This is a genomic window from Mesorhizobium sp. DxT (assembly GCF_058448885.1).
Genome location: NZ_JBZFLJ010000008.1, coordinates 57,071 through 72,218, shown reverse-complemented (window position 1 = coordinate 72,218; position 15,148 = coordinate 57,071). Strand labels below are relative to the sequence as shown.

Sequence of the window (15,148 nt, the reverse complement as noted above, 5' to 3'; positions counted from 1 at the left end):
CTACATCTACGCTGGCCGCATATTCGCCTTCCGCAAATGAACGAGCGATGAACGCAAATTAACGCCTTTTGCGGGTTTTCGTTGCCGGCCGGTGCTTGCATTCGCGCGCGCGGTTGGGTCAATTGCCGGTCATGTCGCTTCGCCTTGCCACCTTCAATGTCGAGAACCTGATGAACAGGTTCGATTTCTCCGGTTTCCGCAACGAGTTGCACCAGGACAGGGTGCTATCGCTTTACGAGATCAAGGACGAAGCCGAATACCGCCAGCTCGAGCGCGCCCGCGCGATTTCGCACACGGATGATGCGCGCCAGCTCTCCGCATTGGCGATCGCCGCGGCCCGCGCCGACGTATTCTGCCTGCAGGAGGTCGACAATATCGAGGCGTTGCGCGCCTTCGAATACGGCTACCTCTTCAAGATGATCGGCCACGGCTACCGCGAGAAATACACGACCCAAGGCAATGATGGGCGCGGCATCGACGTGGCCGTCATGGTTCGCGACCAGACAGTCCACGGCCAGCCGATCGAATTCGTCTCCATGCGCAGCCACGCGCATCTGACCTATGCCGATCTGGACCTGTTCACGCCGGGGCTGGCGGAATTGGGCGAAGAGCCGCATGAGCGCATCTTCCGGCGCGACTGCCTGGAGCTCGACCTGCGTATCGGCGGCAAGCCGATGACGATCTATACGGTCCATTTCAAATCCATGGGCAGCCCGCGCAACGGGTTGAATGGACGCGATGCGACGATGCCGGTCCGCTTCGCCGAGGCCGCCGCCGTGCGCCGGATCATCGAAGACCGTTTCGGCGTCGATCATGCCGCCGACAAACGTTGGGCCATCTGCGGCGACTTCAACGACTATCGCGAACGGGTCATCATCACAGGTGACGCGCACAACGGCTTCGCCTTCGACCCGGTGCGCGAGGCGCGCTCCAGCATAGACGTGCTCACCGCCGGCGATTTCTGTGAGAACGTCGTCGAGCGCAGGGCCGAGCTCGACCGCTGGACGCTCTACCACACGCGGGGGCCGGCCGAACGGCACCTCTGCCAGCTCGACTACATCATGCTGTCGCGCGGCCTTGCGCGGCGCAACGCCACGGCGATGCCCGACATCGTGCGCGCCGGCCAGCCGTTCCGCACGCCTTTCCCTCCGGGACAGGAGGTGGACCGGTTCCCGCGCACCGGGTGGGATAGACCGAAGGCTTCCGACCACTGTCCCGTTGTCGTGGAACTCGACATCGCATGAGCTTCGACCTTCCAGCCGACGTCATCCTTCCGGTGCGAAACGTCTCCGTGCGGCTAGATCCTGCGCCGCACCCGTTCGGCGTCGCGAATGAGGAAGCGATCGCGCAGCACTGGCAGCGCGCGGTGGCCGCCAATCCAGCACTTTTCAACGGAGAGGTGGCCCTGCTTTCGAGCCTGCGGATGGAAGATGGCGACCTCATCGGACGCTGCCATATCGTCCGCTATGCCACCTTCCTCTACTGGCGCAGCCTCAGGCCGATCAGCGGGGCAGGGCATGCCTATACCCACGCCATGCTGGTCAGCGCCGACAATGCGCTGGTGGCGATACGCATGGGGCCGTCGACCATCAATGCCGGGCTGGTCTATTTCGCTGCCGGGTCGTTCGAGCCGGTTGATTTCCGCGGCGGCCAGGCTGACCTCGAATTCAACATGCACCGTGAGGTCGGCGAGGAAACCGGCATCGACCTTTCCGGCGTGCGGCATGAGGATCGCTACCACCTTTTGTCGAAAACCACCGGCACCGTGCTCTTCCGCCGCTACTTCCTCGACCGGCCGGCCGACGAGCTCGCCGAAAAAATCCGCCGTCATGTCGCAGCGGAAGACGATCCCGAGATCGAGGGTCCCGTCATCATCCGCGATCCGAACGACCTACCGGACCGACTTGCCGCCCAGATGCCGGGCCTGATCGATTGGCATTTTTCGACGCCGCGCGCGGGGTGACGCTGGCGTCATTCGTGGCGCAAAGCGTCGATCGGGTCCAGCCGCGCGCCGCGCAGGGCGGGGAAGAACCCGAACACCATGCCGATCATGGCCGAGAAGCCAACGGCCAGCGCGATGACCGATAGGCTCGGCACAAACGGGATGGACAATGTCGTCGTGGCCAGCACGGCCAACAGCAGTCCGAGCGCAATGCCGATCAGCCCGCCCAGCAGCGACAGCACCGTCGCCTCGACGAGGAACTGCACGAGAATGTGCTTCTCATGCGCGCCGATGGCAAGCCGGATTCCGATCTCGCGCGTGCGCTCTGTTACGGAAACCAGCATGATGTTCATGATGCCGATGCCTCCAACCAGCAGGCTCACGCCCGCCAGCGCGCCCAGCATGCCGGTCATAACCGTCGTCGTGCTGGTCATCGCGTCTGCGATTTGCGTCATGTCGCGCACATCGAAATTGTCTTCCTGGCCGGGTCCTATGCGGCGCGTATCGCGCAGGATCTGCTCGATGTTCGTCATGACCTCGCTCGTCGAGACGCCGTCCTGCGCCGCGACATAGATCATGTCGATGTCGCGATTGCCGGCGATGCGCCGTTGGAACGTGCTGTGCGGCATGACGACGATGTTGTCCTGATCCTGGCCGAAGCCGGATGTGCCCTTGGCCGCGAGCACGCCGATCACGCGGCAGCTCATCCGCCCGACCCGGATCGCCACGCCGGTCGGGTCGCCCCCGCCGAAAAGCTCGCTGCGAACGGTCTCGCCCAGCAGGCACAGATTTGCGCCGCCCCGCACTTCCGAATCCGTGAAGGCGCGCCCCAGCGCGACATCCCATTCGCGCGCGATGAAATAATCGGTGTCGGCGCCCGTGACCTGCACGGCCATGTTGTCGGCGCCATAGACCACGCGCACGGTCTGCTGGGACGCTGCCGCGACCGCCTTCACGCCCTCCAGCCCCTCGGCCAGACCTTCCAGGTCGCTTTCGCCGAGCGCGCGCGGGGTGAAGTTGGTGAGCCCGCCGCGCATCGGGCGCGAGGCGCGCACCATCAGGAGGTTGCTGCCCAGCTTGCCGATGTCCTGCTTGACCTTTTCCGTGGTGCCGGAACCGATGGTGATCATGGCGATGACCGCCGCCACGCCGATGACGATGCCCAGCAGCGTCAGGAACGAGCGCAGCGCGTTGCGGCGAACCGAGCGCAATGCCAGCCGGATTGTCTCGAACAGCATCAGACCGTCTCCATCCGGGCGGTGTCGGACGCGATCTTGCCGTCGACGAAGGAAACGATGCGATCTGCATAGGCCGCGACGTCTGCTTCGTGCGTCACCATGACGACGGTCAGGCCCTTTTCCGCGTTCAGGCTGGTCAGCAGGTCCATGATCTCGTGCGTGCGGGCCGTGTCGAGATTGCCGGTCGGTTCGTCGGCAACCAGCAAGGTCGGCTGAGTGACGATGGCCCGCGCGATCGCCACGCGTTGCTGCTGCCCGCCGGAGAGTTCCGCCGGCGTATGGCTCTCGCGGTCCTGCAGCCCCACCTGCGCCAGCGCCTGCATGGCAAGCTCGCGGCGCTCGCGTCCGGGCACGCCGCGATAGGTCAGCGGCAGCTCGACATTCTCCGCTGCGGTGGTGCGCGGCAACAGATTGTAGCCCTGGAAGACGAAGCCGATGTAACGGTTGCGCAGCATCGCGCGCCGCGACCGGTCGAGCGCGCCGGCGTCGATGCCGAGAAAGCCGTGAACGCCGCGCGTTGGCGTGTCGAGGCATCCGATGATGTTCATCGACGTCGACTTGCCGGAACCCGAAGGCCCCATGATCGCGACGAATTCGCCCCGGCGGATGGTGAGATCGACGCCGGCCAGCGCATGCACCTGCGCTTCGCCGGTACCGTAAGTCTTCCATACGTCGCGGAAGGTGAGGAGAGGGGTATCGGCCATCATGTTCATGGCCGACCGCTCCTTGCGCCTCCCTCTGCCGCTGCGCGCGGTTGGCCCTGAGAGATACCGACGATCACGCGATCGTCCTGTTCGAGCCCCGAAAGGATTTCGACGGAATCGCCGTCGGTGGCACCGGTCTCCACGCGTACCTGCTGAGGTTCACCGTCGCGCAGCACGTAGAGCGGACGGCCGTCGCTGTCGCCGCTGCCGCCGGACCGCCGCCCGAAACCGCGGCCCATGCGCATGCGCGGCATGAACAGCGATTGCAGCGACCAGCCTGCGCGCTCTTTCGTCTGCGGCGGGCTGAAACGGAAGGCGGCGGCCGGCGCGAGCAGCACGTCATCGGCCTCGCGCGTGACGATGTCGACCGTCGCCGTCATGCCCGGGCGCAGCAGAAGCTCGCCCTTGTCGACATTGAGCCGCGCCTGATAGGTCACCACGCCCTCTGTCTCGGCCGAGGCATAGGAGATGTCGCGAATCGTCGCGTCGAACCGGCGGCCCGGAAACGCGTCGACGGTGAAGCGGGCATTCTGGCCGGCCTCGACTGCGCCGATGTCGGCTTCATCGACGGCCGCTTTCAATTCCATCGTCTCCAGGTTTTCGGCAATGACGAACAGCACCGGCGCCTGCATGGAGGAGGCGACGGTCTGGCCCGGATTGACCGCGCGGCTGAGAACGATGCCCTCGATAGGCGCATAGATCGTGCTCTTGGCGAGATCGGCCTGTTGCAGTTTGAGCTCGGCCTCGGAGACCGCGAGGTTGGCGCGGGCGATCGACACCGCGCTCGCCGCCCGGTCGTTGGAGGCGGTGGCAGTTTCCAGCGCCTGTTCGGTTGTCATCCCGCGCCCGGAGAGCTGGCGCGTGCGCACCAACATCTGTTCGGTCTCGCGCTGCGTCACCTCGGCATCGACGACCCGCGCGTTGGCGGCAGCGACATTGGCTTCGGCCCGTTCGATCTGTGCGAGGATGCGCGTCGTGTCGAGTTGCGCCAGCACGTCGCCGGCCGAAACCCTCTGGTTCTCCTCGACGTCGACCGAACGCACGACACCCGAAAGCTCGCTGGAGATTTCCACCTGCGTCAGCGGCTGCAACGTGCCCGTTGCGGACACCTCCACGGTCAGCGACCCCGGCTCGATCGGAACGGCCCGGTAGGAAACCTGCTGTGTGGACGCGCCACCGAACTGCCACCACGCAAACCCACCGCCGGCGGCAAGCACCAGCAGGACGAGCAGCGGCCATCGCCGCCTTCTGCGCCCTGCGCCTTTAAGCGCAAGCGCTTCCTCGATCGGTTCCGGGGAGGCGAACGTTGCCTTCTCGGGGCGCTCGACGATCTGGTCCATGCGCTCTTCCGCCTATGGTCTATCAATATCCCTTCAACCGACACATCATGGAAATAGCACGTGATTTCAAATTAAAGTTTGGCCATCTTTTGCATCGCGCCATGGTTGAAGGAGGCTCGAAACACCCAATGCCGCAACGCCCATACCTCATCTACGACGTGTTTGCCGACCGCCGGCTAGCCGGCAATCCGCTTGCCGTGGTGCTCGACTCCACCGGGCTCGACGATGCCGCGATGCAGAAGATCGCAGGCGAGTTCAACCTGTCGGAGACCGTCTTCGTCTCGCCGGCTTCGAATGGGGCGCATACGGCCGCGATCCGCATCTTCACGCCGAAATACGAGCTCCCGTTTGCCGGTCATCCGACCGTGGGTACGGCCATCGCGCTTGCCGAACGCGGCAGCGGCGATGGTCCTGCCAACGATGCCGCAGCGATTCTCGTGCTGGAGGAAAAGATCGGCAATGTGCGCTGCGCGGTCACGCATGAGGGCGGCCTCGCCTTCGCAGAGTTCGATCTTCCGCAGCTTTCGAGGAAATTGGAGTTCGAACCCGACAATGAGGCGATCGCGGCAGCGATAGGTCTGGGACCGCACGAAATCGGCTTCGAGAACCACCAGCCCAGCCTGTGGACGGCGGGCGTGCCTTATCTCGCCGTGCCGGTGGCCGGCCTCGAGGCAATGGCGCAGATCCGCTTCAATGGTCCCGCCTGGCTCGAACTTGCGCCGCGCCGCGACGACGGCAATCCCGCCTGCGCCTATCTCTACTGCCGCGAGACCGTCGGCCATGACAGCGCGTTTCACGCGCGCATGTTCGTGCCTGGCCCGCCGACCTATGAAGATCCGGCCACCGGTTCAGCCGTGGCAGCGTTCTCCGGCGCGGTGCTGCACTTCGATCAGCCGCGCGACGGCACCCATACCTTCTGGGTCGAGCAGGGGATGGAAATGGGCCGTCCGTCCCGCATCCGGCTCGAGATCGAGGTGAAAGGGCTTGCCGCGAAAACGGCGCGCATCGGCGGGAACGCGGTGAAGATCGCCGAAGGCGTCCTCACCGTTTAAGCCTTCCGTCGTGATCCGTCTCCGTCAGAGGCCGAGCAGCGCCTTGGCTTCCTCGAGCGCGGCCATCGATCCGTCATGGTCGCCCGCCCCATGGAGCTCTTCTCCCCGGGCGCGCAGTTCGGCAACCTTGGCCGCGTCCTCACTCGAGAGTTCGGCGTCCGGCAGGGCGGCATCGATTTCGCCCATCAGAACAGGGCAGGAGTGTGCAAACGCGGCAACAGGCGTAAGCGCCAGACCCGCGGCGACAAGCATTATACGCAACATAGTTTCCTCCTTCGCCGGCTTGGTCGGCTCGTATCGAGCGACCTGCGACCGACCGCAAAAGCCTACACCCGTGCAGGCCCGCAAAACAGGCTTGCCGGATAATTTGATTGGTGGCGGCATTTGCGTCTGGACAGCCGTACCATGAGCCGCTATAGGGGCCTCCTCTTGCAGCGGCCGTACGCGGCTGCGGCCCGGCGGGTGATTAGCTCAGTTGGTAGAGCAGCTGACTCTTAATCAGCGGGTCGTAGGTTCGATCCCTACATCACCCACCATTTCAAAGACTTGCGCCAGGTTTGTTACCTTCCTCTGCCTCCCATCGAGCGCTTTGATGAGGATTGATGACTCCGTCCGGCGCCGAACACACTAGGCGTTCCCATCAGACCGCGTTCGCCCATCGCCTGAACCTATCGGCGAAACGGGCTCAATCTTGCAGCAACCGTCCGCGCGCACGACGCTTCGCTTTGGGGGGCAGGGGGGGCGTAGCTGTGGCCCGGTTCGCGCCGAAGCGATGGCAGCGAAAATCCGGCATTCCGGAAGCGCGTTTTCGCTTTCGCCGGATGAGCCATTCACGGGCGCAATCCCGCCGCCAATCATCGAAATTGCAGCTGTCATCCCGACGACCGATTTGCGGCAGCGCACAATGCAAATGCATTTGCAAAACGATTTGCAGTGTGTTTTTGTGCGCTCCATGAGCACAATCGCAAAAGTGGCTGAGAGGGCTGGCGTGTCGCCGACGACGGTTTCGCACGTCATCAATCATGCTGACCGCGTATCGAAATCCATGCGCGAGCGTGTCGAGGCCGCCATCCTTGAGCTCGGCTACAAGCCCAACCCGCAAGCCCGGAGCCTGCGCACGGGCCGCACGAATGTCGTGGCGATGCTCATCCCGGATATTCGCAACCCGTTTTATCCGGAACTGGTCAAGATCGCGCAGTCACAGCTCGAGGCTGTCGGCCTCGACATGCTGATTTTCAACACCGACGTTCCCGGCGGTCATTCGCAGGAGCACGGCCGCGAATATCTGCGCCAGATCAGCAACAAGCGTGTCGACGGGCTGATCGTCGGTGATTTTGCGCTGCACGGCATGCATGACGCGCTGCTGCGCATTGAGACGCCGACGGTCTTCATCGGCAATTTGCCCAATCGCGCGGTCGACTGCATCCGCATCGACGATTTCGGCGGCGGCTACCAGATGGGCGCCTATCTGGCGCAGCAGGGGCATCGTCGCGTCGCCCACGTGACCGGCCCGTCCTTCTTCGCCGAGGCGATGCAGCGTGCCGAGGGTTTCGAAAAGGGTCTTGCAGACCACGGCGCGCCGGTCGAGCCCGCATTGCGGTTCGAGGGTAGCTACCTGTCGCCGTCCGGCAAGGCGGCAGCGGAATGGCTGCTCGCGGAACATGGCGATGCGCTGCCCTCGGTAATCTTCTTCGCCAACTATCTGATGGCCGCCGGTGCGTTGGCGGAGTTCTACGATCGCGGCATTCACGTGCCCGCAGATATCAAGGTCGCCGTGTTCGGCGACCAGCCGCAGCTCGAATTTGTCCGGCCGCGCCTGACGCGCGTTGGCAGCGCGCCGGCCGAACTGGCGCAGCGCGCCACCCGTATGCTGCTCGATCGGCTGGACGGGACCTATTCGGGCGAGCCGCGAAGCGAAGTCGTGCCCTGCACATTGAGGGTGTTCGACACGGCCTGAAGTCGAGGAAACGCGGGGCCTTGGAGGAGACGGGGCCCTTTGCGGGAGTGTAACAGGGAGGTACTCATGAGTGATAACGATAAGCGAATTCTGAAGTCCGGCTGGTCGCGCCGGCGGTTTCTGCGCAATGGTGCGACATTTGCGGCAGCGGGCGTCGCCAGTGGCGTCAGCGGCTTTCCCTTCATCAACAGGCTGCCTGTGCGGGCCCAGGGCGCGCCGCTGAAGTTCTGGCAGTTCTATGCCCCGGGCGGGCAGGTGAAGCCGCAGGTCGAATGGTTCGAGAAGATGGTGGCGGACTGGAACGCCACCCACGAGCAGCAGGTCGAGCTCGAGTTCATTCCGAACAAGGAATACATCAACGGCCCCAAACTGGCGACCGCCTTCGCGTCGGGCCAGGGGCCGGACATCTTCATCATCTCGCCGGGAGATTTCCTGCGCTACTACAATGGCGGCGTGCTGCAGGACCTGACGCCCTATATCGACGAGAAGGCGAGGGCGGACTTCCCCGAAAGCGTGCTCGCCACCCGCATGGTCGACGGCAAGATCTATGGCCTCCCGATGGAGGTGGAGCCGATGGCCATGTATTATTCGGTCAAGGCTTTCGAGGATGCCGGGCTGAACGAAAATGACGTGCCGAAGACCTGGGACGAGCTTTTGGAACTCGGCAAGAAGCTCACGACACCTGAACGCTATGGCCTGCTGTTCCAGACCGCGCCAGGCTATTACCAGAACTTTACCTGGTATCCTTTCCTCTGGCAGGGCGGTGGCGAGTTCCAGGGTGACGACGGCAAGAGCGCGTTCGACTCTCCGGCCACCGTCCAGGCGCTCAAGCTCTGGCAGGACGCCGTCAATTCTGGCGCGGCACCACGTCAGGTGTTGGGCAATGGCGCCAATGACAGCGTCGCCAATCTCGCCTCCGGCTATTGCGCCATCCAGAACGTCGGCATCTGGGCGATCTCGCAGTTGAAGAACAATGCCAAGGACTTCCCCTATGGCGTGTTCCGCCTGCCTACACCGGCCAATGGCAAATACGTGACGGTCGGCGGCGGCTGGGCCTTCGTTGCCAATGCAAAGGGCCAGAACCCTGAGGCGGCCGGACAGTTCTGCGCCTGGGCACTGGCGTCCACCGAGCAGGGTTCGGTCGACCGCGTGGCGACCTGGTGCACCGAGGCAAAGTCGGACATGCCGCCGCGCGACAGCGCGCTGAAAGCACGCGAGGCGGCCTTCAGCGAAGGCATGATCGGCAAGTTCGCCAGGGAGATCCATCCCGGTACCCGTGCGGAGCCGCGCGTGCCGCCGGAGGTCAACAAGATCATCTCCGACGCGATCCAGCAGACGATGCTGGGCGGCGCCGATCCGCAGACGACAGCCACCGCGGCCTCGCAGCAGTTGGATGCCTATCTGGCTTCCTACTCCGGCGCCCCGCTGCTCTAGGTTTCCTCCCGAGCGGCGAACGCTTCCCGGTTCCGGCCGGGAAGCGCTCGCCGGACCGGAACGTTTGCATCACCGATGATCGCCCAACCCAAATTCAAGCGCAGCCGCATGTCCGCCCGCCACCGGGAGTGGATCGCTGGTTACCTGTTCGTGCTGCCGGACGTGCTCGGCCTGTTCGTATTTCTCGGCCTGCCGATGCTGCTGTCGCTGGTGCTCGGCCTTTACGACGTCGACGGTTTCGGCTCCTACCGTTTCGTCGGCCTCGCCAACTACCGCAAGATGATGGCGGACCCGCTGTTCTGGCAGTCGGCACGGGTCACCGTGCTCTATGCGGTGATGCTGGTGCCGCTGCTCTATGTCTGCGGCCTTGGCCTTGCCCTGCTGGTGCAGAAAACCAACCGGTTCAACGGCGTCATCCGCTCGATGTTCTTTGCGCCGCACATGGTCAGCCTCGTTGTCGTGGCGCTGGTTTGGCAGTTCCTGGTAGTCGACAAGATCGGCGTTCTGAGCCGGCTAGCCGCGTCGCTCGGCCTGGGTGGCATTTCCTTCCTCGGCGACCCGGATTTAGCGTTGTTTGCCGTCGTCGTCGTCAGCCTGTGGTTTCTCATGGGCTACTACATGCTCATCTTTCTCGGCGGCCTGCAGGATATTCCGGCAATGTATTATGAGGCCGCGACCATGGATGGCGCCGGGCCGGTCGCGCGCTTCTGGTACATAACCCTGCCGCTGCTCAAGCCCACCAGTTTCTTCGTCGTCATGATCTCGATGGTGGCGGCCGTCGCCGGCAGCCAGGCCTTCGACATCATCTGGGTAATGACCGGCGGCGGCCCCGCCAATTCCACGTCGGTGCTGATCGTCTACATCTATCAGCAGGCTTTCGGTTTCGGCGCCTTCGGCTATGCGGCCGCGATGTCGTCCATCCTCGTCATTTCCCTGATGGCGTTGACCGGCATCATGTTCCTTCTCACGCGCGGGGGCCGTTTCAGCTATGAGTAGCAAGCCTTCGCCCTACTTCAGCACCTCGCAAATCACCGTCGTGCGGCTGGTGTGGATGACCGTTGCCGCAATTCTTGCGCTGATGATGATCTTCCCGCTGCTGTGGATGGTCTCGATTTCGTTCAAGACCGCTCAGGACTCTTTCTCGCCTGCATTGCTGCCCGCGTCGCCGACCTTCGAGAACTTCATCTACGTGCTGACCGAGGTTCCGTTCATCCGATACATGGCCAACAGCCTGTTCGTCTCGGCAACTGTCACCGTGGTGGCGCTGCTCTTCCATTCGATGGCAGGCTATGCGCTGGCGCGGCTGCGCTTTCCCGGTCGCGAGATGATCTTTCTCGGCATCTTCTCGACGCTGCTGGTCTCGCTCCCGGTCATCATCGTACCGCTGTTCATCATCGTGCGCGCCATGGGGATGCTCAACACCTATGCCGGCATCATCGTGCCCTCGATCTTCAATGCGTTCGGCATCTTCCTGCTGCGCCAGTATTACCTTTCGCTCCCGCGTGAGATCGAGGAGGCGGCGGTGATCGATGGCGCCGGATACTGGCGCATCTACTGGAGCGTCATCCTGCCGCTGTCCAAGCCCATCCTGGCGGCGCTGGCCATCCTCTTCTTCCTCGCCAACTGGAATGCCTTCCTGTGGCCGCTTACAGTCGCCTCCGATCAGGATCTCTGGGTGGTGCAGGTCGGGATCGCCAATTTCAAGAGCGAGTATGCCGCCGCGTGGAACTACATGATGGCGGCATCCACCATCGTCGCAATCCCGACCCTCGTGCTGTTCCTGATCTTCCAGCGGCAGATCATGGACTCGATCAAGACGAGCGGACTGAAATGACTGCCAATGCTGCCAAGGATTCCAGAATGACCAATGCAGGCCTTTCCCCGTTGCGCGGCCTCGCCAAGTTGCGCAAGGCCAGGACCCGGCGCTTCTCCAGCTACGACCGCACCGGCGGCAATGACGACCGGCTGCATGTCGAGCCGGGCCAGACCGTGACGATCGCCGAGCATAAGGGCGCTGGTATCGTCACCCACATCTGGGTCACCATCCAGTGCCAGAGCGAGAGCTACCTGCGCAAGGCGGTGCTGCGAGCCTGGTGGGACGGGGAGGCGGAGCCCAGCATCGAGGCGCCGATCGGCGATTTCTTCGGCATGGGCCATGCCCGCACCAAGAATTATGCAAGCCTGCCGATGCAGGCCAGCCCCGAGGACGGCAAGGCCTTCAACTGCTATTTTCCGATGCCTTTCGGCTCCGGCATGAAGTTCACCATCACCAACGAAGCCGAGCACGACCTGCTGTTCTACTACTATATCGATCTTGAACTGCACGACGAGCTGGAGGAGGACCTTGGCCGCTTCCACGCGCAGTACAGGCAGGAGCGTCCCGAGCCGTTCGATGAGACCGGCCTGACCAACGAGCAGGTGCTGTTCGGCGGCGAGACCGCCGATGCCAGCGACAACTACGTCATTCTCGACGCCGCGGGCCACGGCCACTATGTGGGCGTGCTCTACAGCGTCTATTCGCGCCGTCGCGCCGAGGTCTGGGATTGGTACGGCGAAGGCGACGACATGATCTTCGTGGACGGCGAGCCGGGTCTGTCGGTGCCGGACGGCGTCCGCAAGCCGGACCCACGCATCGGACCCAGGGCGCCGTTGATCGAGGATCGGCCGGAATCGGCGCCCGGCGCCAACGACGCATGGCCGCCGACCCTGCACGGCACCGGCACGGAGGACTATTTCAACACCGCATGGTGCCCGACGCAGGACTATGACGCGCCCTATCACGGCATCATCGCCGCCGGCGGTCCGAACTGGACCGAACCGGTGACGCTCTATCGCTGGCACATCGAGGATCCGGTGATTTTCCAGAAGAACATCCGCGTTACCATCGAGCGCGGCCACGCAAACCGTCGCGCCGACGACATGTCGTCAGTCGCCTTCTGGTATCAGGCCGAGCCGCACAAGCCGTTCGGGCCGTTTCCGACGGTCGAGGACCGGGTGCCGACCTTCCGCCGCCCCTACCACAACTGGTCGGCCGTGGATGCCGGCAAGAGGCGCTAGACATGGCACGCGTGGAGATCGATCGCGTCGTCAAGGCCTATGGCGCGGTGCAGGTTGTGCACGGGGTCTCGGCAGCCATAGAAGATGGCGAGTTCGTCGTTCTGGTCGGGCCGTCCGGCTGCGGCAAGTCGACCCTGCTGCGCATGATCGCCGGGCTGGAGCACATTTCCGAAGGCACGATCAGCATCGACGGCGAGGTCGTCAACGATGTTGCGCCGAAGGACCGCAACATCGCCATGGTGTTCCAGAACTACGCGCTCTATCCGCATATGACGGTCGCGCAGAACATGGCTTTCTCGTTGAAGCTTGCAGGCGTTTCCAAGGCGGAGATGCAGGCCAAGGTAGACAACGCGGCGCGCATCCTCGGGCTGGAGAAGCTGCTTGAGCGCTTCCCCGGCCAGTTGTCCGGCGGCCAGCGCCAGCGTGTCGCGATGGGGCGCGCCATCGTGCGCAATCCCGAGGTCTTTCTATTTGACGAGCCGCTCTCCAATCTGGACGCCAAGCTGCGCGTTCAGATGCGTGCCGAGATCAAGGCGCTGCACCAGCGGCTGAAGACGACCACGATCTATGTCACGCACGACCAGGTCGAAGCCATGACCATGGCCGACAGGATCGTTGTGATGCGCGACGGGGTGATCGAGCAGGTCGGCTCGCCGCTCGATCTTTACGACGAGTCTGCCAACCTGTTCGTTGCCGGTTTCATCGGCAGCCCGACGATGAATTTCGTCGACGGTCGCATCGAGCGCGGCGAGTTCGTTTCGCTGGCAGGCCTTCGTTTTTCCGCCCCCGCAGGTTTTGTCGACGGCGACGTCGTTGCGGGCATCCGGCCCAACGATGTGGGCCTCGACGACGGTGGAGCGAAACTGGAAGTCGCGGTGATCGAGCCGCTCGGCGCGGAAACCCAACTCGTCCTGGGGGCCGGCGACACCCAGATGGTGGCCCTTGTGCAGGGGCGTGTGCCTGCGCGGCCGGGGGAGGCGGTCGGCGTGACGATTGATCCGCGGGCCATTCACTATTTCGACCCCATATCGGGCATGCGCCTCGTTTGACGCCGGCTCACGGGCCGCCTGCCTGACGGGCGATCATGCCTGAGCGGACAACGCGGCCGGAACGACACGGCCATGGCAGTCCGGCGGCGGCGCCTTCTTCAGTGCGACAAAAGCGCCGCACCGGCGTGCATCTCAAGCCATTCGATAACCATGGTCGGGCGTGGCCCGGCTGGCTGCATGCTCTCCTTTCCGCTTCCAGAGCCGCCCGGTCTGCTGCGCTGCAGCACAGATTTCCTCCAAAAAGACTATTGAAATCGATTTCATTGCCGATACAATCGATTTCATCGAGTTCTTTGGGAGGAGTTAAATGTCCAGACTTTCCGCATTCGCAGCATCCGTCGCCGCTATCGCGCTTACCGCGTCCGTCGCGCAGGCCGATGAGTTCACCATCGGTCTTTCCAACGGCTGGGTCGGCTCCGAGTGGCGCACCCAGATGATCGAGGAAGCGCAGGCCGCCGCAGCCGCTTGGGCCGACAAGGGTCACACCGTCAACGTTGTGGTGCAGAGCGCCAATGTCGACGTGCCGGGCCAGATTGCGCACGTGCGCAACTTCATCAGCCAGGGCGTCGACGCCATCATCATCAACCCGAATAGCCCGACGGCGTTCGATCCGGTTTTTGCCCAGGCCAAGGAAGCCGGCATCCTGGTGATCTCCACCGATGCCGAGGTGTCGTCGCCTGATGCGATCTATGTCGGCATCGACCAGACCGCCTGGGGTGCTGCCGGCGCCGAGTGGCTTGCCAAGACGCTCGACGGCAAGGGCAAGGTCGTCGCGATCAACGGTGTTGCCGGCCACCCGGCCAACGAGATGCGCGTCGCCGGCTATCGCTCGGTCTTCGAGAAGCACCCCGACATCGAGGTCGTCAACGAGGTCAACGCCAACTGGGATCAGGCGCAGGGCCAGCAGGCCATGCAGAACCTGCTCGCCACCTATCCGGACATCAACGGCGTCTGGGTGCAGGACGGCATGGCCGCCGGCGCGTGGAAGTCGATCATGGATGCAGGCAAGGCTGGCGATATCGCAGCCACCGGCGAAATCCGCAAGGATTTCATCGACCTGTGGACGGCGGATAACCTGAACTCCGGCGCGTCGGTGAACCCTCCGGGCGTGATGGCCTCGGCGCTCAACGTCGCCGTGTTCATGCTGGAAGGCCGCGAGCTTAAGGAGCCGGCCACGGCGGGCCAGTACGGCAATGCCATGTATCTGCCGATCCCCTTCATCGACTCGTCGAACCTCTCGGAGGCCGCGGCGCAGGTCGAGGGCAAGCCGGGGCATTACTCCTACACCAGCGCGCTCTCCATCGAGGACGCCGAAGCGCTCTTCAAGTAAGCGCATCGCGGCTGGCGCGCCGTCTCCTGCGGCGCGCCGGCTTAC

General features: G+C 63.9%; 14 protein-coding genes and 1 tRNA gene. 11 read left to right on the top strand and 4 right to left on the bottom strand.

Annotated features, from left to right (window positions below):
• Positions 1–131: 131 nt before the first annotated feature.
• Positions 132–1,244, top strand: coding sequence for an endonuclease/exonuclease/phosphatase family protein (locus tag ACVJNE_RS15900; RefSeq protein WP_499567099.1), 1,113 nt, complete (start codon positions 132–134; stop codon positions 1,242–1,244).
• The gene (locus ACVJNE_RS15895; RefSeq protein WP_499567097.1) at positions 1,241–1,963 is read left to right on the top strand and encodes a hypothetical protein; all 723 of its coding nucleotides are present in this window, start codon (positions 1,241–1,243) and stop codon (positions 1,961–1,963) included. The genes ACVJNE_RS15900 and ACVJNE_RS15895 overlap by 4 nt, the downstream gene beginning before the upstream one ends.
• An 8-nt stretch (positions 1,964–1,971) precedes the next feature.
• Here the strand turns inward: ACVJNE_RS15895 and ACVJNE_RS15890 are convergent, their stop codons facing one another.
• From ACVJNE_RS15890 to ACVJNE_RS15880, 3 genes are read right to left on the bottom strand one after another with little or no spacing between them, the layout of a single operon-like run.
• Positions 1,972–3,180, bottom strand: a complete 1,209-nt coding sequence (locus ACVJNE_RS15890) for an ABC transporter permease (protein WP_499567095.1) — start codon at positions 3,178–3,180, stop codon at positions 1,972–1,974.
• The gene (locus ACVJNE_RS15885; protein ID WP_499567410.1) at positions 3,180–3,887 is read right to left on the bottom strand and encodes an ABC transporter ATP-binding protein; all 708 of its coding nucleotides are present in this window, start codon (positions 3,885–3,887) and stop codon (positions 3,180–3,182) included. Before ACVJNE_RS15885 ends, ACVJNE_RS15890 begins: the two co-directional genes overlap by 1 nt.
• Positions 3,888–3,889: 2 nt before the next feature.
• Positions 3,890–5,224, bottom strand: coding sequence for an efflux RND transporter periplasmic adaptor subunit (locus ACVJNE_RS15880; protein ID WP_499567093.1), 1,335 nt, complete (start codon positions 5,222–5,224; stop codon positions 3,890–3,892).
• Between the two features lie 128 nt (positions 5,225–5,352).
• Between ACVJNE_RS15880 and ACVJNE_RS15875 the strand changes: the two genes are divergently transcribed.
• Positions 5,353–6,276, top strand: coding sequence for a PhzF family phenazine biosynthesis protein (locus ACVJNE_RS15875; RefSeq protein WP_499567091.1), 924 nt, complete (start codon positions 5,353–5,355; stop codon positions 6,274–6,276).
• Positions 6,277–6,300: 24 nt separating this feature from the next.
• Here ACVJNE_RS15875 and ACVJNE_RS15870 read toward each other — a convergent pair whose 3' ends face one another.
• Positions 6,301–6,540 carry a PA2433 domain-containing protein gene (locus ACVJNE_RS15870; protein WP_173190647.1) on the bottom strand — a complete coding sequence of 80 codons (240 nt, stop codon included), beginning with the start codon at positions 6,538–6,540 and terminating at the stop codon, positions 6,301–6,303.
• Positions 6,541–6,736: 196 nt separating this feature from the next.
• Between ACVJNE_RS15870 and ACVJNE_RS15865 the strand changes: the two genes are divergently transcribed.
• The 8 genes from ACVJNE_RS15865 (at position 6,737) to ACVJNE_RS15830 (ending at position 15,103) form a co-directional block, all read left to right on the top strand.
• Positions 6,737–6,812, top strand: a tRNA-Lys gene (locus ACVJNE_RS15865).
• 416 nt (positions 6,813–7,228) lie between these two features.
• Positions 7,229–8,233, top strand: a complete 1,005-nt coding sequence (locus ACVJNE_RS15860; protein ID WP_444725350.1) for a LacI family DNA-binding transcriptional regulator — start codon at positions 7,229–7,231, stop codon at positions 8,231–8,233.
• A 66-nt stretch (positions 8,234–8,299) separates the two neighbouring features.
• Complete coding sequence (locus ACVJNE_RS15855; protein WP_499567089.1) at positions 8,300–9,667, top strand: ABC transporter substrate-binding protein; 1,368 nt, start codon at positions 8,300–8,302, stop codon at positions 9,665–9,667.
• A gap of 75 nt (positions 9,668–9,742) precedes the next feature.
• Complete coding sequence (locus tag ACVJNE_RS15850; RefSeq protein WP_499567087.1) at positions 9,743–10,663, top strand: carbohydrate ABC transporter permease; 921 nt, start codon at positions 9,743–9,745, stop codon at positions 10,661–10,663.
• Complete coding sequence (locus ACVJNE_RS15845) at positions 10,656–11,501, top strand: carbohydrate ABC transporter permease (RefSeq protein WP_444725353.1); 846 nt, start codon at positions 10,656–10,658, stop codon at positions 11,499–11,501. The genes ACVJNE_RS15850 and ACVJNE_RS15845 overlap by 8 nt, the downstream gene beginning before the upstream one ends.
• A 26-nt stretch (positions 11,502–11,527) precedes the next feature.
• Positions 11,528–12,724: a glycoside hydrolase family 172 protein gene (locus tag ACVJNE_RS15840; RefSeq protein ID WP_499567085.1), complete on the top strand. Its 1,197-nt coding sequence runs from the start codon at positions 11,528–11,530 to the stop codon at positions 12,722–12,724.
• A gap of 2 nt (positions 12,725–12,726) precedes the next feature.
• A complete protein-coding gene (locus ACVJNE_RS15835; protein WP_499567083.1) occupies positions 12,727–13,773 on the top strand; it encodes an ABC transporter ATP-binding protein in 1,047 nt (348 codons plus the stop codon).
• Positions 13,774–14,080: 307 nt separating this feature from the next.
• On the top strand, positions 14,081–15,103 hold the full coding sequence (locus tag ACVJNE_RS15830; protein ID WP_421929639.1) for an ABC transporter substrate-binding protein: 1,023 nt from the start codon (positions 14,081–14,083) through the stop codon (positions 15,101–15,103).
• Positions 15,104–15,148 lie beyond the last annotated feature (45 nt).